The 22,239-nt window shown below is 39.5% G+C and carries 13 protein-coding genes; 7 read left to right on the top strand and 6 right to left on the bottom strand.

Translation table 11 applies throughout. The annotated features are described in order from the left end of the window. Positions 1-19: 19 nt before the first annotated feature. Positions 20-460, top strand: coding sequence for a carboxymuconolactone decarboxylase family protein (locus C3K47_RS02880; protein ID WP_103787588.1), 441 nt, complete (start codon positions 20-22; stop codon positions 458-460). A gap of 51 nt (positions 461-511) precedes the next feature. Here C3K47_RS02880 and C3K47_RS02875 read toward each other — a convergent pair whose 3' ends face one another. Next, a complete protein-coding gene (locus tag C3K47_RS02875; RefSeq protein WP_103787587.1) occupies positions 512-3,178 on the bottom strand; it encodes a DUF5916 domain-containing protein in 2,667 nt (888 codons plus the stop codon). A 280-nt stretch (positions 3,179-3,458) separates the two neighbouring features. Then, complete coding sequence (locus C3K47_RS02870) at positions 3,459-5,012, bottom strand: B12-binding domain-containing radical SAM protein (protein ID WP_103787586.1); 1,554 nt, start codon at positions 5,010-5,012, stop codon at positions 3,459-3,461. A 228-nt stretch (positions 5,013-5,240) separates the two neighbouring features. On the opposite strand from C3K47_RS02870, the gene C3K47_RS02865 reads away from it, so the two are divergent. The 6 genes from C3K47_RS02865 (at position 5,241) to C3K47_RS02840 (ending at position 16,471) form a co-directional block, all read left to right on the top strand. Continuing rightward, positions 5,241-5,693 (top strand): GNAT family N-acetyltransferase, encoded by a 453-nt coding sequence (locus tag C3K47_RS02865; RefSeq protein ID WP_103787585.1) that lies wholly within the window; start codon positions 5,241-5,243, stop codon positions 5,691-5,693. 435 nt (positions 5,694-6,128) lie between these two features. Beyond that, entirely contained in the window at positions 6,129-9,686 is a 3,558-nt protein-coding gene (gene dnaE / locus C3K47_RS02860; protein ID WP_103787584.1) for a DNA polymerase III subunit alpha, read from the top strand. Positions 9,687-9,873: 187 nt separating this feature from the next. Next, positions 9,874-12,528, top strand: a complete 2,655-nt coding sequence (locus C3K47_RS02855) for a glycoside hydrolase family 2 protein (protein ID WP_103787583.1) — start codon at positions 9,874-9,876, stop codon at positions 12,526-12,528. A 10-nt stretch (positions 12,529-12,538) separates the two neighbouring features. After that, a complete protein-coding gene (locus C3K47_RS02850; protein WP_103787582.1) occupies positions 12,539-14,911 on the top strand; it encodes a glycoside hydrolase family 3 N-terminal domain-containing protein in 2,373 nt (790 codons plus the stop codon). A 154-nt stretch (positions 14,912-15,065) separates the two neighbouring features. Further along, positions 15,066-15,386, top strand: a complete 321-nt coding sequence (gene trxA, locus C3K47_RS02845; protein ID WP_103787890.1) for a thioredoxin — start codon at positions 15,066-15,068, stop codon at positions 15,384-15,386. Between the two features lie 182 nt (positions 15,387-15,568). Next, on the top strand, positions 15,569-16,471 hold the full coding sequence (locus tag C3K47_RS02840) for a DUF58 domain-containing protein (protein WP_103787581.1): 903 nt from the start codon (positions 15,569-15,571) through the stop codon (positions 16,469-16,471). A gap of 354 nt (positions 16,472-16,825) precedes the next feature. On the opposite strand, the gene C3K47_RS02835 is transcribed toward C3K47_RS02840, so the two are convergent. From C3K47_RS02835 to C3K47_RS02820, 4 genes are all read right to left on the bottom strand, one after another. Next, on the bottom strand, positions 16,826-18,151 hold the full coding sequence (locus C3K47_RS02835) for a sensor histidine kinase (RefSeq protein WP_103787580.1): 1,326 nt from the start codon (positions 18,149-18,151) through the stop codon (positions 16,826-16,828). A gap of 67 nt (positions 18,152-18,218) precedes the next feature. Continuing rightward, on the bottom strand, positions 18,219-18,896 hold the full coding sequence (locus tag C3K47_RS02830; protein ID WP_103787579.1) for a response regulator transcription factor: 678 nt from the start codon (positions 18,894-18,896) through the stop codon (positions 18,219-18,221). Between the two features lie 98 nt (positions 18,897-18,994). Beyond that, positions 18,995-20,182, bottom strand: coding sequence for an aspartate aminotransferase family protein (locus C3K47_RS02825; protein WP_103787578.1), 1,188 nt, complete (start codon positions 20,180-20,182; stop codon positions 18,995-18,997). A gap of 96 nt (positions 20,183-20,278) precedes the next feature. Further along, complete coding sequence (locus C3K47_RS02820) at positions 20,279-22,147, bottom strand: SPFH domain-containing protein (RefSeq protein WP_243392486.1); 1,869 nt, start codon at positions 22,145-22,147, stop codon at positions 20,279-20,281. Positions 22,148-22,239 lie beyond the last annotated feature (92 nt).

Raw genomic sequence — 22,239 nt, 5'->3', positions numbered from 1 at the left:
ATCTGAAAAATTAAAAGTCATGAGTAACAGAATTAACATTAACCAGGTTGCACCGTCAGCCTATAAAGCAATGTTGGCTTTCGATAGCTACTTAAAAACTACAGAAATTAACCCGCTGCATAAAGAGCTAATTAAGATCAGGGCTTCGCAAATAAACGGCTGTGCTTATTGTTTGGATATGCATTCGTATGATGCCCGTGAGTTGGGAGAAACCGAACAGCGCATCTATACCTTAAGTGCCTGGAGAGAAACCCGGTTTTTTAGTGAAGAGGAGCAGGCAATATTGGCTTTAACAGAAGAGATGACCTTGTTACCTAAAGGTGTTTCTGATGCTACTTACCAATATGCCGAAAAAGTTTTAGGAGAAAAATTATTGGCCGAAGTGATCATGGCCATTATCATTATCAACGCCTGGAATAGGATAGGGGTTACTTTATCAATGACTCCTGCTCTAAGATAATTTTTGTTAAAGCCCCCCCAGTGGTATTAGCATTGGGGGGCTTTTAAATATTTATCGTATGAATCGATAGGTCCACTTTATCAAAAATGTATTGCGCCCCTGATCGGTAAATGCATTGTCGAACAAACTACCCATTATTGGTGTATCGAGTTCATAATTTGAACTGGAAGTACTTCCTTGCGACCAAACCAGGTATAGTTCCGAACCTGGTCGGTATTCCCAGCGGGCAATTAAGTTCGAACGGAATTGTACAAAGTTGAAGTCAGGCTTAGCGAAATCATATTTTACCGTTCCGTCTCCCTTTTCATCAATATAATAGCGGCCATCACTTTCGCTTATTTGGCTGGAAGTATAAGGTGTAAACCGGTCGTTATAGTGCTTAGCCAATGGATCTGATACGTATGCGAAGTTGCTGTAGAGCGGTCGGGTAATGTAAGGCTGCGCATAGTATTGCAGTGTTAAATCGGGAGTAATGTTAAAATTCATTCTTCCTGTAAAACGAAGCGTATTTTGATCTACAGAGCTAACAATTGAACGGATCATAGCTTGATCATCGACTTTAGCATTGGCTACAAATTGATCCTGACGGCGCCAATAGTATGAATAATCAACTCCTAAACTCAATTGAAGTGCATTTAAAGGCTGGAAGGTAAAGGCAATGCCCAAATCATTTCCTTTAACAGTATTTTCAAACCCCCAGAAATTATTGTAATAAAAATTAGTATATATTTTTTTACGATAGTCGCTGTTAACATACCAGTTTTGGGCTATTCCTGCCGGCTTGCGTAAGGATGATGTGCCCTGCAAAGTATTGTTTGAAACATCATAAGGATTCCAGGTGAGCCCTACACCTGTTTGCCAATTGTTCTTGAACGTTGCATGTGAATTGGTGTTGAAGGCTTGATAAAGGAATTGACCGCCAAAATCCCACCGCGACCAATGGTTGTAGTTAATCCGTGCGCTACGGAAAATGGAAAATGGTTTTTGAAATTGTAATCCGGCCCAGGTAAAATGATTGATTTCGTTTGATGTTAACATAAAACCAATATCATTTAATTCGAGTTCGGGAGAGCGGAAGGTAACGCCGGTTTCAAATTTAAATACCTGACCCATATTGCCTGATTTTCCACCTATTTTACCCAAACGGAAAGTCCCTCCGGTGCCTGTCAACGAGGTGCGGTTAGGATCTACCGAAACCTCTGGAGCTCCATCTCGTTGAAATAAGTGCTCAAAGGCAGTTTGAACACCTAGAATCGATTCTTTGCTTCCTTCTAAATGACTAAACACCATATTACCCCTTATGTACCAGGTGCGTTTTTTCCAGTAATGAAGAAAATCCAAGCCTCCAGAAAAGGCGTTTTTAGTCAACATGTTATTCAAGCCCTCTCCTCGGTTAACTGCCGTGAAAATACCTCCTAAAACAGTATTGCCACTATTTATATCTTTCTGTAATCGTCCAACAAAGTAGTTGGTTAATGGTTCAACCAATTCATCGCGTCTTACACCCAAATTATCAATGGTGGCCATCTCGCGTTGGGTTACACTTTCGAGCACGCCAATACTCCAGCCTTTTTGGGTTTTCCCGCTAAACTTAGCGGCCCCCAAAATAGAAGTATTTAAGGGAACATCAGCGAACTCTCCAGCTCCGGTAGTTGGATAGCTGTGCGGAGAACTCCCAATACGGCGGGAATAGAAAAGCAGATCTGAGTCGTAATCACCTCCAGCTTCTGAGCCAGTTAGCTGATAGCTAAATATATTCCGACTTTCAATAAAGAACGGGCGACGTTCTTCAAAATAATTCTGAAAACCATCGATACGAACCTGTGAAGGGTCAGCTTCCACTTGTCCGAAATCAGGGTTTACCGTAAAATCGAGAATCAGGTCATTTGTTACGGCAAATTTTCCGTCTACTCCCATGGTCAGTTTTTTATCTGATCCGGTAGCAAAGGGATTTCCCGGAGTTGCCTGGTATTTGTCGGCTTGGGCAACTAGATAAGGGGCAATTTCAATCTGACGGTGTGTAGGAATATTTTTGAGGCCATATAGTTCGCCAAAACTGCTTACCCAAACTCCGGAGTTTTGTGGAATAAACTGCCAGGTAGAACGTTCTTCTTTTCTGAAAATGCGACGCATAACCTGGATGCCCCAAACCTTTTCAGTTTCATTGCCGTAACGAAGCTGACTTAGCGGAATTTTAACTTCGGCAGTCCAACCTTGCTCGTCAACATGGGTTTTAGCAAACCAAATGGGGTTCCAGTTCGCATCCCAATTATTGCCGTTTTCTGAAACAAATTCATCGTTACGTACCCCCGAAACCGATAAGGTAAATGAAAAGGCGGTGCGCAAATCATGGTAACTATCGATATTAATTTCTACCCAATCACCAGGAAACTCATCTCTTCTGCCCATACGTTTTATGATCGAATCAGGCGCCATATCATGGCAACGATAAGCGATGTATAGGTATTGATTATCGTAAAGAATTTTGAAATTGGTTTTTTGCGAAGGCGATTTTCCTTCATTAGGCTGCCATTGTGTAAAATCGCCCCCCCATTCAACAGCATTCCAAGCTTCTTCCTGTGGAATGCCATCAAAGTTTATACTTCCGCTTAGAGGTTTGGTAAAGTACTTCTTTTTGGTAATCGTCGAGTCACTTTTTTGACTATAAACGTTAAATGTGAAAAGCGTACAAATTAATAGCAGAAAAGTTTTGTTCATGTATCAATATTAATAATTGTTCGACTACTTAACACGAGCTGTTTGTAACAAAATCGAGGCTTTGCAGGCTCGCAAAGTATAGATTGGATTTCATGCTCCTTTAGCATGACAAAAAAACTTTGAGTATGTTGCACGAGGAGGGAAAAAGGTTTTAATGCTTGTTAAAAGACCTGTATTTTGAAAATGAGGAGTGTTTATTGAAAGAAACTATTCAATAAATGAAGGAAGGGCATGAAAAATTGTGTTCTACAGAAAAGATCAATTGAAATTATTAAGTTGTTTACTCACTGAGGCGACTTAGTGCTTTTTTAGATGATTTGTGCAAATAAGCATTGGGGTTATGATAAATAGCGTCCTGAGGGAGCCAGTCCCACCAATCTCCTAAGTCTCTTTTAATAATATTGATATAAAATTCAGGTAGTTGTTGTGATTCTCCTTCAAAATAATCTCTAAAGGCTCTGTCTTCAATAAGGTTTTTACGTACCTGACGATAAAATTTTAAACGTCCCCAGCCTTCCGAGGAAATGGCGCGCATAAAATTCATCCATTTTGAGGTAAATTTTGGTGTTGCAGCAAAACGACGGTAAATGGCTTTTTGAGAAAATGAATATTCAGTTAGATCAATCACTTTGTCGTAAAAATCAACCCACTCATAGTTTTTTGGCTTCACATTCATTGCCAGGTGATTATTCAGGAAATGGAATGGAAACGGTAAAACGCGGTTTTCTTTTTGATATTCAAGGTTCAATGGCGCAGCCTCTCCAAATGCCGAAAGCAATGAATAACCTGGAAAAGCAGCAGGAGATAGATCGATAAATTGTTTTGTGATTTCAAATGGGTCCGATCCCTCGTCAGAATCTAACCCCAAAACAAAGTTTGTTTGCATGTATGGAATGTATTTAAAGATCGTGTTCACATGTTGCGAAACGCGCATCATTTTTTCCATACCAGTATTATGGGCTGTTCGTGATTTATTGCCAAGTTCAAACCATGATTCAATGCCCGGTAACATGGCCAGAAATCCATTCTGTTGAAATACTTTCAAATGATCTTCGGTGAGAATGGATAAACTGCTTTCGGCAATAAATTGAAAGCTTTTAGGTGGTGCAACACTTGCTATCGCATTCATGTAATGTTCAAATCGTACCCCAAAATTAGGGTCGTGCCACACAATGAGCGGCTTTTTAAATTTAGTTAACAGAAAGCGCAGATCTTTTTTGAGAGTTTCAACGTCTAAAGGCTGGTAGGGAACTTCGGCATCAATGCAAAATGAACAGGTATAAGGGCAGCCAACGCTGCCAATCATGGGTACAATTTTAAGGAAAGGAGCTTTCTTTAATGTTTCCTCAATAAACCTCCACCGCTCAACTACCCCCGGAAAATGCCCAGGTTGTCCTTTTTCGGTTAAGTGTTTTCCTTCTGGTCGTTGGGGTGTACAGTTATTGGTGATTTCAGCAATGGTTGATTTGTGTGCAAAACCAACTACGTAATCAAAATATTTAACTGCATCGTCAGGGTAACAGCGTGCATGGGGTCCTCCAAGTACAGTTACAACACCTTTGCTTCTGAAATAGTTGCTTAAGGCATAGGCCAGTAAGGCGGCCTGGGTAAATCCGCAAATAAATACCAAATCTATTCCCTGCGGAATTTCTTTGCGCAGATCTTCTAACCCCGTATAGCAAATCAGTTTTACATCATGACCATCTTGTTCGCACCAGGTTGCCACCACCTGAGGCATTATGCTAGCCATGTTTGCATGCATTATTCTTGCCCAAAGTGTGTTTGTTGGTCCTTTACTAACCAAATCAATAACTCCGATTTTAAGTTTTGGCATGTTGCTAATGTTAAAAACAAGATTCTCCGAAAAGCCGGAAATAGGAATGATCTAAAAAAAGACGTTAGAAAATATAATAAGCGGTTATTATATATAAGGTAATATTTATTAATGAATTATTATAGCCTTCGTTAGGGTTTATTTTATTGCCGGAGGTTTAAATGTTTGGTAACATTAATTGAAGATGAACTGTAGTACCTGCTTTAAATCAAATAATTATCTTTGGGTATGCAATTAATTGAAGCTACCTATTCCGATTTTTTGATATCTACCGATAAATCAAAATTAGATGTGATTTATATACACCAGTATTTAAATAGAGAATCATACTGGGCAGCCGGTATTCCAATTGAAATTGTCACCAAGTCAATTGCCAATTCCCTATGTTTTGGCGTTTATCACGAAAAGCAGCAGGTTGGTTTTGCCCGGATGATTACCGATGGGGCCACCTTTGCTTATCTGGCGGATGTTTTTATTGATGAAAAATACCGGGGACAGGGACTTTCAAAAAGGTTGATGCAAGTTATTAAAGAACATCCAGATTTACAGGGATTAAGACGAATGCTGTTGGCAACCCGCGATGCTCACGGTTTGTATGCCCAATTTGGGTTTACACCGTTATTAAGTGATGCCGACAATTTTATGCAGATTAAAGCGGTGGATGTGTATAAGAAAGGTTAATAGCAATTCATTTATGGGTTTCAATTTTCCTTATCTGTATTCATTGTATTGAATTTTAGTTATGAAGTTAGTTTTAGAGAATGTTGATTTGAAAAATAAAGAATTGTTCGCGATTATTATCACGAAAAGATGTCTATAAGTTTTTTTCGGGGAACTAGCTTAAGTTTTTGTCTATTACTTAACCCTTGCCGAATAAAATTCATTGCGATATGTCTTCTTAAGCACGAAATACACGTTTTCCACATCCGCTTAACAACTCCCTTTTTTCTTTACCTTTGAAATCGCTTATTTAGTCCATGGTCCATAGTCAATAGACGATGGTAAAGAGCTGTGAATTAATATCTAATGAGCTTTAAGCATTAACGTTCATTAATGTAATTCCATCGACTATCGACAATGGTCTATGGTCTATCATAAAACTGCAAATAAAAAAGAATGCCCGAATTCAGTCACCTCCACGTACATACTCAATTCTCCCTGCTCGATGGAGCGGCGGATATTTCCAAGCTATTTAAAAAGGCCGCCAATGACGGCATGAAAGCCCTCGCAATTACCGACCACGGTAATATGTTTGGGGTGTTCAAGTTTGTGGCCGAAGCTGGTAAGCACGACAATAAAGTAAAACCTATTGTTGGTTGTGAGTTTTATGTGGTAACTGATCGTCACGAAAAGAAATTTACAAAAGAGAAAAAAGATAAACGTTACCATCAGCTGTTCTTGGCGAAAAATGCACAGGGTTATAAAAACCTTACCAAACTATGTTCTTATGGTTTTATGGAGGGTTTGTACAGCAAGTGGCCGCGTATTGATAAAGAATTGATCCTTCAATATCACGAAGGACTAATTGCTACCACCTGTTGTATTGGAGCATCGGTTCCACAGGCCATTTTAAATGAGGGTGAAGAAGCAGGGGAGAAGGAATTTAAATGGTGGCTGGATATTTTCGGTGAAGATTATTACATCGAATTACAGCGACACAACTTACCCGAACAAGAGAAAGTGAATGAAGTTTTGCTTCGTTTTGCTAAAAAATACAATGTAAAAGTTATTGCATCTAACGATTCACACTATGTGGATCAGGAAGATGCCAACGCTCACGATATATTATTGTGTATCAACACCGGTGATATACAGGCAACACCAATTGCAACCGATGAAGAAGGCGGTAAAGGTTACCGTTTTGGGTTCCCTAACGATCAGTTCTTCTTCAAAACACAGGCGCAAATGAACGCCTTGTTTCATGACATTCCCGAAGCCATTGATAATACCAACGAAATTGTTGATAAGGTTGACCTCCTTAAATTAAAGCAGGATATCTTACTTCCAAACTTCCCAATTCCTCCAGGATTTATTGACCAGATGCAATACCTGGAACATATTACCTGGGAAGGAGCAAGGGCCCGTTATGGAGATACGCTTGATGCTGATAAGGAAGAACGTATCAATTTTGAGCTGCATACTATCCGTACTATGGGGTTTGCGGGTTACTTCCTTATCGTATCCGACTTTATTAAGGCCGGCCGCGATATGGGCGTATTTATTGGTCCGGGCCGTGGGTCGGCTGCTGGCTCAGCGGTGGCTTATTGTATCGGAATTACCAATATCGACCCGATTAAATACAATCTCCTGTTTGAGCGTTTCCTTAATCCCGATCGTAAGTCAATGCCCGATATTGATACGGATTTTGACGACGAGGGACGCCAGCGTGTAATTGATTACGTGGTTGATAAGTATGGTAAAAATCAGGTAGCACAGATCATTACCTATGGTTCTATGGCTGCAAAAATGTCGATTAAAGACGTTGCTCGCGCCTTGGATTTACCATTACCTGATTCAAATGCCATGGCGAAACTGGTGCCTGATAAGCCCGGTATTTCTTTGGATAGGGTGATGAATGCGCCTATTGATGGAGATAAGTCTTTAAAGGATAAAGAAGGTTTAGGGCCGGAAGATATTGAGAACGTTAAGCAGCTTCGTGAGATCAGGGAAGGGAAAGATCTTCGTTCCAAAGTAATCAAGGAAGCTTTAATTCTCGAAGGCTCTATTCGTGGAACGGGTATTCACGCAGCGGGTATTATTATCGCTCCGGAAGATTTAACTAATATCGTTCCGGTTGCCGTTGCCAAAGATTCTGATCTGTTGGTTACACAATATGAAGGAAAAGTAATTGAAGATGCGGGTGTAATTAAGATGGACTTTTTGGGGCTGAAAACCCTTACCATCATTCGCGACGCATTGAAGATGATAAAGGAGAATCATGGGGTAGAGATCGATATCGATTATATTCCATTGGATGATCAGGAAACGTTTGGGCTTTATCAACGCGGGGAAACCAACGGTACGTTCCAGTTTGAGAGCCCGGGTATGCAGAAGTACCTGAAAGACCTGGTGCCGGATAAGTTTGAAGACTTAATTGCGATGAACGCCCTGTATCGCCCGGGACCTATCGAGTACATTCCAGACTTTATTGAACGTAAACACGGTCGAAAGGCAGTTGAGTATGACTTGGCCGACATGGAAGAGTACTTGTTTGATACCTATGGAATTACCGTCTATCAGGAGCAGGTGATGTTGCTTTCGCAGAAACTGGCCAACTTTACTAAAGGTGATGCCGACGTGTTGCGTAAAGCGATGGGTAAAAAAGATCGTAAAACGCTGGATAAGCTGAAACCTCAATTTATTGAAAACGCGAAGGAAAAAGGTCATGATGCCAAAGTATTAGAGAAGATCTGGACCGACTGGGAAGCCTTCGCATCCTACGCGTTCAATAAATCGCACTCTACTTGTTATGCTTTCGTAGCCTATCAAACCGCCTATCTGAAAGCGCATTATCCCGCTGAATATATGGCTTCGGTATTAACGCACACAAAGGGTCAGATTGATAAGATCACTTTCTTTATGGAAGAGTGTAAGCGTATTGGCGTACCTGTTTTAGGGCCTGATGTGAATGAAAGTTCACTCCACTTTACGGCAACTTTAAAAGGACAAATACGTTTCGGTTTATCGGGAATTAAAGGTTTGGGAGAGGCCGCCATTGAAAGTTTGGTTTCGGAGCGCAAAGAAAATGGACCTTATGCATCGATTTATGATTTTGCCAAACGTGTGAACTTACGGGCGGTTAATAAAAAATCATGGGAGAATTTGGTGTATTCCGGTGCCTTTGATTGTTATGATGAATACCACCGTGCGCAATATTTTGGTGTCAATGTTTCCGATCGGTTGAATGGTATTGAACGTTTAGTAAAGTTCGGGAACGATTTTGTGGCCAATCAGAATAGTGCTCAAAACTCTTTGTTTGGAGGAACCGCTGATGCTCATGTTCCAGAGCCACCTATGCCGGATTCAGAGGAATGGAGTTTATTACAAAAGTTGAGTTTTGAGAAAGAGGTAGTGGGAATGTATATTTCCGGCCACCCTTTAGATGATTATAAATTGGAAATTGACAATTTCTGTAATGCAAGGATTACGGATTTGGCTACACCTAAACCAGGTACATTAGTGGTTGCTGGTATCATTACTGCTGCCGAAGAACGTCTGACAAAACACGGTAAACCTTTTGGCGGTTTTACTTTCGAAGATTATTCAGGTAGTCATCGGATGATGATGTTCTCAGAAGATTACCTGAAAAATAAACACTTTTTCCAATCGGGCTTATGTGTGTTTGTTAAAGGCTCTTTTAAACCACGTTTCGGTCAGGCAGATAACCTCGAGTTTAAGGTAGAAAGTATTCAATTGCTCTCGGAGATTCGAGAAAAGATGGCCAAAAATGTCACTTTGACTTTTCCACTGCATGAACTTACTTTAGAGTTTATTGATAACCTGGAATCACTTTGCAAAGCGCATCCGGGTAATTGTAAATTGAAACTGAATGTGATTGATGCAATTGAGCGTATTGTGCTCGATCTTCCATCTAAGTCAATAAAGATCGACCCGAATAATAATTTTATGAATGAGATAGGCAAGTTTAAGAATGTGAACTTCAGCTTGAATTAATTGGGTTAATTATATAAAGACAAGGCAGTGATTTTTTAATTACTGCCTTGTCTTTTTAATTGCCTTCCACTACGCTCAGGCTGATCAATAGTTGTTAAAACGTAGTTTGTTTTGTCACGTTGAGCGTAGTCGAAGCTGACTGTAATTGATAATATTGTAAATTTAGTTAGGTTTATAACAATTACGTATGAAGAAAAGATTAGGCATAATCGTTTTGATTATTCTCTCTATAGCATCTTTCAAATTAACCGCCCAAAACCGGTACGAATTAAACTCGGGCTGGGTATGTGCTCCAATAACATCAATAAAAGAAACTGGGGATGCCATTTCCTCCTTATCCTATTCATTGAAAGCATGGAAACCAGCTCTTGTTCCCGGAACGGTTTTAACTTCCATGCTTGCTAACAAGGAAATTCCTGATCCTTTTTACGGGATGAATAATAACCTGATCCCAGATATCTATCAAACCGGGAGAGATTACTATACTTATTGGTTTGTTAAGGATTTTAAAGAGGAAGCGCCAACAGGTTCACGGCAGGTTTGGTTAACTTTTCGGGGGATTAATTACAGCTGCGATATTTACCTGAATGGGAAAAAAGTAAATGTCGAGCCATACAAAGGAATGTTTCTTCGGAAGACTTTCAATATTACTTCGTTACTTTCTTCAACCGGAAATAACCGATTGGCCGTGATCGTTTATCCGCCTGATCCGGTTGGGAACCCGAACGGAGGACAAGGCGGTGATGGAACTATTGCCCGAAATGTTTCGCATCAATATGTAGCCGGTTGGGACTGGATCCAACCTATTCGCGACCGAAATACCGGAATTTGGGATAAAGTGTTTATTGAACGGACCGCAGCTGTAAACATAAAAGATCCACTTGTGGTCACAGTAGTTCCTGGTAAGAGGAAGTCATCAGGAATACAAGCTCCTGCGCAGATTAAGCTTTCTGCTGACCTACAAAATGCCTCGAATAAAACGGTACAAGGTGTATTAAAATATAATTTCGACGGAAAAACAATATCCAAACAAGTACTGATCAAGCCAAATACTGTCGTAACAGTTCGACTGCCCGATTTAACCATTACTAATCCTCGTTTATGGTGGCCGGCTGGTTATGGAGATCAGCCTCTTTATAACATTAAACTTGAATTTGTAGAGAATGGTGCAGTTGTCACGGATTCTGAATCTATTTCTTTTGGATTAAGAGAGATCAAAACTGAATGGAATGAACGAACAAGAAGCAAGCAGATATCGGTTAATGGACAGAAAATATTCATTAAAGGCGGTAACTGGATTATTTCTGATGCGATGCTTCGGTTTTCAAAAGAACGTTATGATGCCGAAGTGCGTTTTCATCGGGATATGAATCTAAACCTGATCAGAATATGGGGAGGGGCATTGGTTGAACGTCCTGAGTTTTATGAGGCCTGCGATAAATATGGATTATTGGTATTTCAGGATTTTTGGATATCCGGCGATTGTAATGGACGCTGGCTTGACCCGATGAAACTGGAGGATCAATGGTCCCGCAGAAAATACCCTGAAGATCATAACCTGTTTTTGGAATCGGCAGCAGATATGATTAAAATGGTTCGCAATCATCCTTCGCTTGCCATGTGGTGTGGGGGAAATGAAATGACTCCGCCGGAGGATATACTAGTGCCATTAAGAGACTCCATCTTGCCAACACTGGATGGTACTCGTTGGTTTGTTGAATATTCGAACGCTGACGAAATGTCGTACAATTCTATTGGAGGAAACGGCGATGGCCCCTATGGAATTCAAAATATCAAGACGTTTTGGGAAGAAAGAACCTATCCCTTTAATAGTGAAGTGGGGTCGGTAGGTATTGGTGATTATGAATCACTCGAGAGATTTATCCCAAAAGAAAATATGAAAGTCCCTGTTTTTAAATCAGGGGTGAAACCGGAAGAGTTAACGGATTCGGTTTGGACATACCATAAGTACACTGGTGTTGGGTATAATCAATTTATAGAGCCCTACGGAAAGCCGAAGGATTTAAGAGACTTTGCTTTAAAAGCCCAATTGGTAAATTATGATCAATATCGGGGATTAATTGAAGGGTTTAGCTCTCACATTTGGGATTGGTATACAGGCGTGATCATCTGGAAAACTCAAAATCCTTGGACTGCAATGAGAGGACAGATGTATGATTATTACCTCGATCCGAATGCTTGTTTGTATGGCTTAAGATCAGGAAGTGAGGCACTGCATATTATGTGTAATCCTGTCGATGGAATGGTAATGGTGGTAAACAATGGTTTTGAAGCTCAACGGAATTTGATGCTAGAGGTGAAATTGATCGATATGGAAGGGAAAGAAAAACTGATAACTCAGGTGTTTTCTAATATTGATGCTTCAAGCGCTAAAAAATATCTATCCATCAAAAAAGAGGTAGATGAGATGGCAAAAGCCAAAGGTGCTTTTTTATCATTAAGAATACTGGATGAGCATCAAAAAGTAGTAAGTGATAACTTTTACTGGTTACCTAATGAGAGCGGACAATACACGGGTTTGCAAGAGATGAAAGCTGCAGATCTGCAGGTAAATGCCAAGAAAATTGCTCCAGGTAAACTGGAAGTTACGCTCCAGAATCCAACAACTAACCCTGTGGCGTTTTTTAACAGATTGTCCGTTGTTGATAAGGAATCATCAAATCGAATATTGCCGGTGTTTTATTCTGATAATTATCTTTCTGTTACTCCGGGCGGGGAGAAGAAAGTAGTGGTTGAGTTCGATCCGAAACTTAATTCAACTGAGCTTGCAATCAAATTACAAGGGTGGAATGTAACAGAGAAAGTCATTACAATAGACTAATAAGGTTTTTATGAATTTAAAAAATGGGTTGTTGTTATTGTTATCAATATTTATTGCCTGTTCAGCTTTTTCACAAGTACAAACACCTCTTTATAAAAATGCAAATACACCGATTACAAGCAGAGTAAATGATCTTCTTTCAAGAATGACAATCGAAGAAAAAGTAGGTCAACTTTCGGCTTTGCTTGGATGGGATATGTATTTGAAAAAAGGGAACCAGGTTGAAGTTAGCGATCTGTTTAAAAAATCCGTGGCAGAACAGCAAATAGGGATGCTTTGGGCTACATTAAGGGCCGATCCATGGACAAAAAAGACCTTGAAAACCGGGTTAAATCCTGAATTAGCGGCTAATGCAACGAATGAGCTTCAACGGTATATTATTAAAAACACACGCTTAGGTATTCCATTGTTATTGGCCGAAGAATGTCCCCATGGTCATATGGCAATTGGTACAACGGTTTTCCCAACGGCCATTGGTCAGGCTAGTACCTGGGATCCCGACTTAATTGAACAAATGGCATCAACAATTGCCGTTGAGGCCAGGCTACAAGGTGCACACATTGGCTATGGTCCGGTGCTCGATTTGGCAAGAGAACCCCGTTGGTCAAGGATGGAGGAAACTTATGGAGAAGATCCTTATCTGAATGCTGAAATGGGGAAGGCTATGGTCAAAGGGTTTCAAGGCAATAACTTAAAAAGCGGAATCAATTTAGCTTCTACCCTTAAACATTTTGTTGCTTACGGAAATCCTGATGGAGGACATAACGGAGGGAGCATTTCGGTGGGTCAGCGAGAATTATTTGAATCTTATTTACCTCCGTTTGAAGAAGCTGTAAAGGCTGGTGCATGGTCGGTTATGACTGCCTATAACTCTGTTGACGGTATTCCTTGCAGTGCAAATCCCTTTCTGCTTAAAACAGTGCTAAGAGAAAACTGGAAGTTTAATGGATTTACTGTTTCTGATCTTGGCAGTATTTCAGGTTTATATAATAATCATAATGTTGCGGCCTCCAAAGAAGATGCTGCAGCTTTGGCAATTAATTCCGGATTGGATCAGGATTTAGGAGGGTATGGGTATGGGGCCCAATTACTAAAGGCAATAGAGCAAGGTAAAGTGTCACAAAAAACACTTGATTCGGCGGTGGCTAGAGTGCTCTGGTTGAAATTTGAAATGGGGTTATTCGAGCAACCCTACGTCGACCCAAATAAGGCTGCAAAACTGGTTGGGTCGGCACAGAATACCCAATTGGCAAATCAGGTGGCTAAAGAATCAATCATTTTACTCAAAAACGAAAACCATTTATTGCCTCTTCAAAAGAACTTGAAGAGAATTGCAGTAATTGGTCCAAATGCAAATAATAGTTATAATCAACTAGGTGATTATACCGCTCCACAGCAAGAAGATAGGGTAGTTACGGTTTTGGAGGGTATCAGGAATAAGGTCGGTAAAAATGCAGAAGTCACTTACGTTAAGGGCTGCAATATCCGGGATACAACGGAACAGTCGATTGCAGAAGCTGTAGAACTCGCGAAAAAATCGGAAGTAGCTATAGTTGTGCTTGGAGGATCCAGTGCAAGGGATTTTAAAACCGAGTATCAAAATACCGGAGCAGCGATAGTGTCAGATAAGATAAGTGACATGGAAAGCGGTGAAGGCTTTGATCGTGCTACCCTTGATCTGATGGGATATCAACTTAAACTGTTGCAGGAAGTCGTTAAAACCGGTACTCCGGTAATCCTTGTCTTGATTGAGGGGCGACCACTTAATCTGAATTGGCCTGCTACGAATGTTCCTGCTATAATCAACGCATGGTATCCCGGTCAGGAAGGTGGTAATGCAATTGCGGATGTGCTGTTTGGAGACTTTAACCCTGCAGGGCGATTAACCGTTTCTGTGCCTAAATCAGTGGGACAGCTTCCTGTTTATTATAACCATAAACAACCCTCTCCTCACGGATATGTTGAAATGGATGAGAAACCCTTATATTCTTTTGGATATGGATTGAGTTACACCTCGTTTGATTATCGTGATTTAGAAATTAAAGTTTCGGAGGAAGAACGTGATTTAAAAGTTGCGGTGGAATTTAAGCTTGTAAATACCGGCAAGTTTGATGGTGATGAAGTGATACAGATATACATTAAGGATAATGTAAGTTCGGTGGTTACCGCAGTTAAACAGCTGAAACGCTTTAAGAGAGTTAACTTAAAAGTAGGTGAGGCGAAAATAGTTAAGTTTTCACTAACCGCCGATGACCTTGCTATTTTTGATAATCAGCTGCGAAAAGTTGTTGAACCTGGCCAATTTACATTAATGGTTGGGGCTTCTTCGGATGATATTAGAGTGCAGGGAATGTTTAATGTTTCAAAAGAAGTGTTACGTTGAAATTAAAATAAACAGGATAAAGGTAGAATAAATGGGATTTGAACGCTGCCATCATGGCTTTAAAAAGTAATTCGGTAAGTCTAATTTCTTGATGTATTCGTTGCAACAATTATTCAGTCAATCTGTTATATTTGCAAACGTAAATTTTAAAAATATGGCTTTAGTAATTACCGACGCAAACTTCGAAGAAGTTGTATTGAAATCAGATAAACCTGTATTAGTTGATTTCTGGGCAGAGTGGTGCGGTCCTTGCCGCATGGTTGGTCCAGTTGTAGAAGAATTAGCAAGCGAATACGAAGGTAAAGCTGTTATCGGAAAAGTAGATGTAGATAACAATCCTGAAGTATCAATGAAATTTGGTATCCGTAACATTCCTGCTTTATTATTCTTCAAAAACGGTGAAATTGTAGATAAACAAATTGGCGCAGTTCCAAAATCGGTTTTAGCCGGTAAATTGGAAGCTCAATTAGGATAATCATATAAAGCACTAATTAAATGGCCTTGGATTTTTCCAAGGCCATTTTTGTTTTCAGAATACATTCTTAAGGTTATATTTGAATGAATGAAATTTGATAGCTATTTGCGTTTATCCTAATTCGTTTTCAAACGAAAAGTGATTTGCATATCTCAAATCCCATATCTCTTATCTCAACAACGATGCTCGAAAACAAAGAAGAACTTCAACAAATAAACCTTGAACTATTGGCCAACCAGGTGGTGGAGGGTTTTATTACCGGTTTGCACAAAAGTCCGTTTCATGGGTTTTCGGTTGAATTTGCCGAGCATCGCTTATATAATACCGGCGAATCAGTAAAAAATATCGATTGGAAATTGTTTGGTCGCACCGACCGTTTGTTCACCAAGCGGTTTGAAGAAGAAACTAATTTGCGCTGCCAGTTGATTATTGATGCTTCTTCGTCTATGTATTATCCCGAAGGAGAAAAAAATAAGCTGCAGTTTTCAGTATATTGCGCGGCATCATTGATCAATCTGCTGAAACGTCAGCGCGATGCCTTCGGATTAAGCGTTTTTTCTGATAAGGTATTATTATCCACTCAGGCCAAATCTACTACCGCCCATCAACGCTTTGTTTATTTCGAATTAGAAAAATTGATGGCCGATAAGCCAAAAAACCGAAATACTTCATTGGTCACTTCGCTACATGAAATTGCCGAGAATATTCATAAACGTTCAATGGTGGTTATTTTCAGTGATATGATGGAAAGTGCAGAAGACACGGAAGCAGTTTTTTCAGCGCTTAACCATTTGAAACACAATAAACATGAGGTGGTGCTTTTTAACGTAACCGATAAGCGTTCGGAACAAGAGTTTCGATTTGAAAATCGTCCTTACCTGTTTATTGACACGGAAAGTGGTGAAGAAATCAAAGTTCAGCCGGGCCAGGTTAAAGAGTCGTATTTAAAAGCCATTACAGAGTATAAGTATAACCTGATGCTTAAATGTGCGCAATATCGTATCGATTACATTGATGCTGATATTAATGAAGGCTTTTATCCGGTGTTGAATGCCTATTTGGTAAAACGGAATAAGATGATGTAAAACCCACATGAAATAAAAAATATACCAACAGCCATGAACGCTAATTAGTGGGTTCTTGATGGCCTTTAAAAATCAATTAAATTTCAGAAAAAAAGCCCGTTTGCTGGTATGCAAACAGGCCCTCTTCTACTATTAATTACCTAATGAACTGTATGGAGTTTTAGGTTTCGTTATTGTAGCTTCCGCTACCATTTTTTGTGTTTTTTTGTTTGATCTAAAACTGCTTATTCACGTTTTAAAGGTGTAATCTTTATGATTACCATTGTATTGTTGAGTCTAAGGTCAGCTTATTACATGAAGATTTTATGAAGATTCAGTTTTTTTGAATAAGAAATTCGGTGGTTTGATTGCCTGTTAAGCTGTTGCTGGAAATTTGAATATTATGGTAGTTCCTTTGTGTAGAGTAGAGGAGATACTTACGTCAATGTTATGAAAGCTGGCGATTGTTTTTACAATAGAAAGACCCAGCCCATTGCTGTTTTCTTCAATAGTTGCTGGTTTGCCAAATCGCTTAAAAATATTCTTTAGTAGTTCTGGCTCAATTCCAAGGCCAGTATCACTTATCAAAAGTTCATAATGGCTGTTTATCTCTTGGTCGAGGATGTTTATCCTCCCGTTCAATTGATTGTATTTGATAGCATTTGTTACCACATTAAAGATCATCGTTCGGATTAACGCTTCATTACCTTTAAATTGGAATGAATGCGATAAATGCAGACCTAGTTTAATGTTTTTTTCTTCTAGTCGATGTTCAACCTCCTCGCTAATCTGTTGAATTTGCTTGTGAATATCAATCTCATCTTCCTGTTCAAATTGTTCATTTTCAATTTTCGATATGAGCAATAAACTATTAACCACATTTTTTAGCCAGTGTAATGTGTTTAAAGACGAATAAACCTGGTTTTGTACTTCTTCACTTACACGTTCATCGTTCAATAAATTTTCGAAACGGGTTTTTAATATGGCAATAGGAGTTAAAATTTCGTGTGATACATTGGCAATGAATTCCTTTTGCGTATAAAACGATGTTGATATACGCATTAGCATTTCTTTTAATTGTTTATCCAGGTGTTGAAAATCAGAAGTACTGGTTTCAATGGGGTCAAAATTGAAATGGGATGGATCGTTTACATCTTTTAAACGTCTGTTGATGATCGCAGATAAAGGCTTGAGCAGATATCCAGTAAACAGAAAATCAGTGATCAGTGTAAGCGCAATTGCCACAAACAATACCAACAAGGTATAATTCCGAAAGGTTTCCTGAAACTGCTTGATGCTTGCCAGGCTTTCCCCTATTTCTAACTGATATTGCTGTTTATTAAAATCAAAGTTATAAGTTAATATGCGGTAATTACTGGTCTGGTTTTCAATGATCCGTTCTTCATTCGAAAAATTGCCTATACTATCCTTCTCATTTACCGGAGGAATGATCTTTAATAAGATATATTCTTCTTTGAGCACGTTGTAGCTGGCAAAATCGGTATCCTGTTCAGTGATATATTCCGATATTTCTTTTCCAGAGAGGTTTTTAATGAATTGCTGCTTTTTCTGAAGGATCCGTGTGTCGAGATGGTTGTACGCTACACGCTTCGCCCCAAAATCAAAAACCAATGCCAACGAAATGATGATGACTATTTTAGTGATGATGTTGTAAGTGGCAAATTTTGCTTGTAAGCGCATGTGTTAATTTCAGATTTACGATTTCGGATTTACGAAATCTAAAGTCGTAAATCTGAAATCAAAAATTTTATTGGTTTATCTTATATCCTATACTTCTCACCGTTTCAAACCAGTCGATAGGAGAGTGGGTCTGAAGCTTTTTACGAAGGTTCTTAACATGAACATCTACAAAGTTCGAATCACTGTTAATTTCCAAAACATCCCCCCAAACATGCTCGGTAAGCTGCAATCGCGATATTACCCTGTTTTTATTCAGCATTAAAAAGTTAAGAATATCAAATTCTTTCTTTGTCAGGCTGATCTTCGTGTTGTTGAAACTTACCTCCCTGTTTTGAATGTCGATTACAAAACCATGCAGGTTAACATCATTTTTAACCAAACGATGTTTCCTGCGCAGTATCGCATGCATGCGCGAGTTCAATTCCGAAAGCTCAAACGGTTTGCTTAAATAATCATCAGCTCCTAAATCTAGGCCCTTTACCTTGTCTTCTGTTGCACCTCGTGCAGTTAAAACTATAACAGCATCTTCCCGGTTAGGTAATTGCCTGAACTCTTGCAGCAATTCTAAACCATCGCCATCGGGTAAACCTAAGTCAAGCAATACAAAGTCGTACGAATTGACAAAAAGCTTTTCAGTAGCTTCCTTTTTATTATAGGCTAAATCACATAAAAAGCCTTCTTGTTTTAGAAACTTGGCAATCTCGTCAGATAAGCTATATCGATCTTCAACAATTAAAACATTCATATAGTAAAGTTAGAAGTACAATTTTAGCGGTACGAATTTGAAATTCATAATTAGGAGAAATGTACGCATTTGTATTTCGTACTTCGTAAATCTAAAATCTACATTATTTCATTGATGCTTTGCAAAATAATTGCACATGCCTCTCTGATTTGATCTTCAGTAATGATCAGGGGAGGAGCTATTCTTAGCGAGTTTGAACAATGCAAGAACCAGTCGGTGATAACGCCGTTTTCAATACATCGGTCAATGATCTTCTTATTTAATTCGAAACTTTCAAACTCAATGGTAAACATTAATCCTTTTCCTCTGAAATCTAAAATGGCAAGATGGTTTAATAGCTCTTTGAAAAGCTGATGTTTAGCTTCTACCTGCTCAATTAAATTGCTTTCAAGCAAGGCTTCAAAGCCGGCCAAGCCTGCAGCACAGCACACCGGGTGCCCTCCAAAAGTGGTAACATGGCCCAAAATAGGATCATTTCTTAAGCTAGCCATGATTTCATTAGAAGAGATAAATGCACCGATTGGCATTCCGGCCCCTAATGCTTTTGCCAGAAGTAAAACATCAGGAATAACTCCAAAGTGCTCAAAGGCAAACAGTTTACCTGTGCGTCCCATTCCGGCTTGGATCTCATCTAAAATTAAAAGCGTACCTGTTTCCGTGCAACGCTTTCTCAAGGCTTGCATATATTCTAATGAAGGTACGCGAATACCCGCTTCACCCTGAATGGTTTCGAGAATAACACAAGCGGTTTTAGTGGTTATTAATTCAAGATCGGGTAAATGATTGAAGTTGATGAAACGAATATCAGGCAGAAGTGGTCTGAAAGCATATTTGTAATCCTCATTGCCCATTACGCTTAAAGCACCGTTTGTACTTCCATGGTACGAATTTTTACAGGCAATAATTTCCGTTCTTCCGGTAAAACGCTTCGCTAGTTTTAATGCTCCTTCAGTAGCTTCGGCACCTGAGTTTACAAAATAAACCGACTGTAGCTGCTCAGGAAGATGAGCGGCCAGCTTTTTGGCAAATTCTGTTTGTGGCGCTTGAATGAACTCTCCATATACCATTTGGTGCATGTAGGTTTCGGCTTGTGTTTTTATTGCATTAACAACCTTTGGGTGACAATGGCCTATATTGCTTACCCCGATTCCTGAGATCAGATCGATATGAGGCTTATTGTTTTTGTCGAACAAATAAATGCCTTCACCTCTAGTGAATTCGAGCATTAAAGGAAAATCGGTGGTTTGTGCGTTATGTTGTAGAAATAACTGACGTAATGGAATCATACTGCAAAATTGCTGATTTTCTTTTATTAGTTTTTATATAAAACGCAAAGAGCCGGAACTAATGTTTCCGGCTCTTGAAATTATTTAATAATCAGATTAGTCGTGCTTTTCAGGCTTATCACCTTTCAGTTTCAATTCTGGTTTAGCTTCACTACCACCTTTTCGTGCAAGCTCGTCCATCAATTTTAAACCTAATAAACCACTGATAGAGCTGTTGGTGTTATCAGCGCCTCCTGAAATCAATACGTCAGGAATGATCTTAATGCGATCTTTACCAATAGTTTCGGCAATTTTATATTGAGTAAAGTTGTCGCCGCCCATTGCGCTAACCGCCAATTTATATGATTCTGCAGATGATTTACCGATAGCCAGAATTTTCTCTGCCTCTGCATTACCGGTTTTCGAAATTTTTTCAGCTTCGGCAGATGCCAGCATTTTGGTTTTTTCAGCTTCTGCACTTGCCAATACTTTTACTTTTTCGGCTTCGGCTGTAGATTGAAGTTTAACGCTGGTTGCTTCACCCGTTGCTTTTTCAACCGAAGCATCGGCAACGCGTTTTGCAATAAGTACTCCCTGGTCTGCTTTAACAATATCTTTCTGGATCTCAGCCAAGGCTGTTTCTTTTTCCAACAACTGACGGGTTTCCTGCGCTTGTTTCTGCGTTTCGAAAGTTACTTTTTGTTCTTCAGCGATTTTACGGTCGGTCAAGGTTTTCATCAATGACTCAGGAGGAACGATATCTCCGATCAAAGTATCAACACCGTTAACGTTATATTGGTCCAGTACTTGACGAATGTGTTCTCTGGCTGATTGCTGACGCTCTTTACGTGTTCCAAGGAACGCAATAACATCCGAATCTTGTGCCGAGTTACGGAAATAGTTACCAATGGTAGGTTCTAAAACCTGGCTCACAAGGTTGGTCATGTTTCCAAAACGGGCAATTACCTTAGGCGCTTCGTTTGTTGGAATATGAATGATCTGAGAAACATCCAGGTTGAAAGGGAAACCGTCTTTAGAACGTACTGTAATGGTCGAAAGATTTTTGTCTAACTGATGTGATTCACTACGCGCACTTGCCCAGTTTAAAACCAGGTTAGTAGTTGGAACCAACTCAACACGCATAATGTAATTGTTGATCGGATATTTTCCCGGTCCATAAGGTTCAGCCCAAACACCTTTGTAACCTTTTCCCACAATGTTTCCATGCTTAAACTCCGTGCCGCTCAAATCTTCGCCATCTTGTCCAACGTAAGAAATAACCACACCCACATGTCCAATTGGTATTTCGGTCATTTTAGTTTCTTCAACCTGAATAAACCACGGATTAAGATAATATGATCCTGCCAGCATTACCTGAGGCTGTAAACCCTTGTATCCGCCAGCCTCTAAAAACGCATCTGCATTTTGGAACATATTATGACCGCCTACATCTTTGCCTGCTATGCTTCCGGCGGGTAATGGCTCCCCATCTAGTGTAGTAACAATACCTACCATGTTTTCACTGATAACCGCCATATTGGTCAGTTCTATCTCAAAAAGGTTAGTATTGATACGGTAAATACCGGTAGTTATATATTGCGATTGACGGCCTTTTCGTCCGCCATTTATTAAGAATTTCTCAGCATCCTGAAATGAATCGCAATCAACCTTACGACCTAAAATGCGTCCGCTTTCTAGTTCTGCGCCATCTTTGGCATTTATCAAACCTATTTTTCCCTGAGGGATTACCGTTAAACTTTCCAGTTTTACTTCGTATTGCCATAACCAATACCAAAAGTGAATACCTGGTGGAAGTGGTTTTGCCTGAAAACCAGCCTCACCTAAGGTGGCAATAATTCTTCCTTCAGGTAGACTTTTGTTAGGACCTAATAAGACGAACTTTTTAGTGACCAATCCGATTTTATCTTCCGGAACGAAAACAATTCCTAGGAAAACACGAAAGATCATTTTATAAAAAACGACCATAACAATGGGGATAAGAACCCACCAAAAATTAAGTAGACTAATCATGAAAATAATAATAAGTGATGATATTTTAATTGACTAACAGGTAACGG

The sequence above is a fragment of the Solitalea longa genome (assembly GCF_002920915.1).
GTDB classification, from domain to species: domain Bacteria; phylum Bacteroidota; class Bacteroidia; order Sphingobacteriales; family Sphingobacteriaceae; genus Solitalea; species Solitalea longa.
The sequence above is the reverse complement of the archived record's forward strand: the minus strand, read 5'-3'. Positions and strand labels throughout refer to the sequence as shown.

Excerpts from the sequence above, each read along its gene's own strand:
- C3K47_RS02875 (WP_103787587.1), bottom strand. The coding sequence starts at position 3,178 with ATGAACAAAACTTTTCTGCTATTAATTTGTACGCTTTTCACATTTAAC.
- C3K47_RS02850 (WP_103787582.1), top strand. The coding sequence starts at position 12,539 with ATGAATTTAAAAAATGGGTTGTTGTTATTGTTATCAATATTTATTGCC.
- C3K47_RS02870 (WP_103787586.1), bottom strand. The coding sequence starts at position 5,012 with ATGCCAAAACTTAAAATCGGAGTTATTGATTTGGTTAGTAAAGGACCA.
- C3K47_RS02880 (WP_103787588.1), top strand. The coding sequence starts at position 20 with ATGAGTAACAGAATTAACATTAACCAGGTTGCACCGTCAGCCTATAAA.
- C3K47_RS02830 (WP_103787579.1), bottom strand. The coding sequence starts at position 18,896 with ATGAATGTTTTAATTGTTGAAGATCGATATAGCTTATCTGACGAGATT.
- C3K47_RS02835 (WP_103787580.1), bottom strand. The coding sequence starts at position 18,151 with ATGCGCTTACAAGCAAAATTTGCCACTTACAACATCATCACTAAAATA.
- C3K47_RS02840 (WP_103787581.1), top strand. The coding sequence starts at position 15,569 with ATGCTCGAAAACAAAGAAGAACTTCAACAAATAAACCTTGAACTATTG.
- trxA (WP_103787890.1), top strand. The coding sequence starts at position 15,066 with ATGGCTTTAGTAATTACCGACGCAAACTTCGAAGAAGTTGTATTGAAA.
- C3K47_RS02865 (WP_103787585.1), top strand. The coding sequence starts at position 5,241 with ATGCAATTAATTGAAGCTACCTATTCCGATTTTTTGATATCTACCGAT.
- C3K47_RS02855 (WP_103787583.1), top strand. The coding sequence starts at position 9,874 with ATGAAGAAAAGATTAGGCATAATCGTTTTGATTATTCTCTCTATAGCA.
- dnaE (WP_103787584.1), top strand. The coding sequence starts at position 6,129 with ATGCCCGAATTCAGTCACCTCCACGTACATACTCAATTCTCCCTGCTC.
- C3K47_RS02825 (WP_103787578.1), bottom strand. The coding sequence starts at position 20,182 with ATGATTCCATTACGTCAGTTATTTCTACAACATAACGCACAAACCACC.
- C3K47_RS02820 (WP_243392486.1), bottom strand. The coding sequence starts at position 22,147 with ATGGTCGTTTTTTATAAAATGATCTTTCGTGTTTTCCTAGGAATTGTT.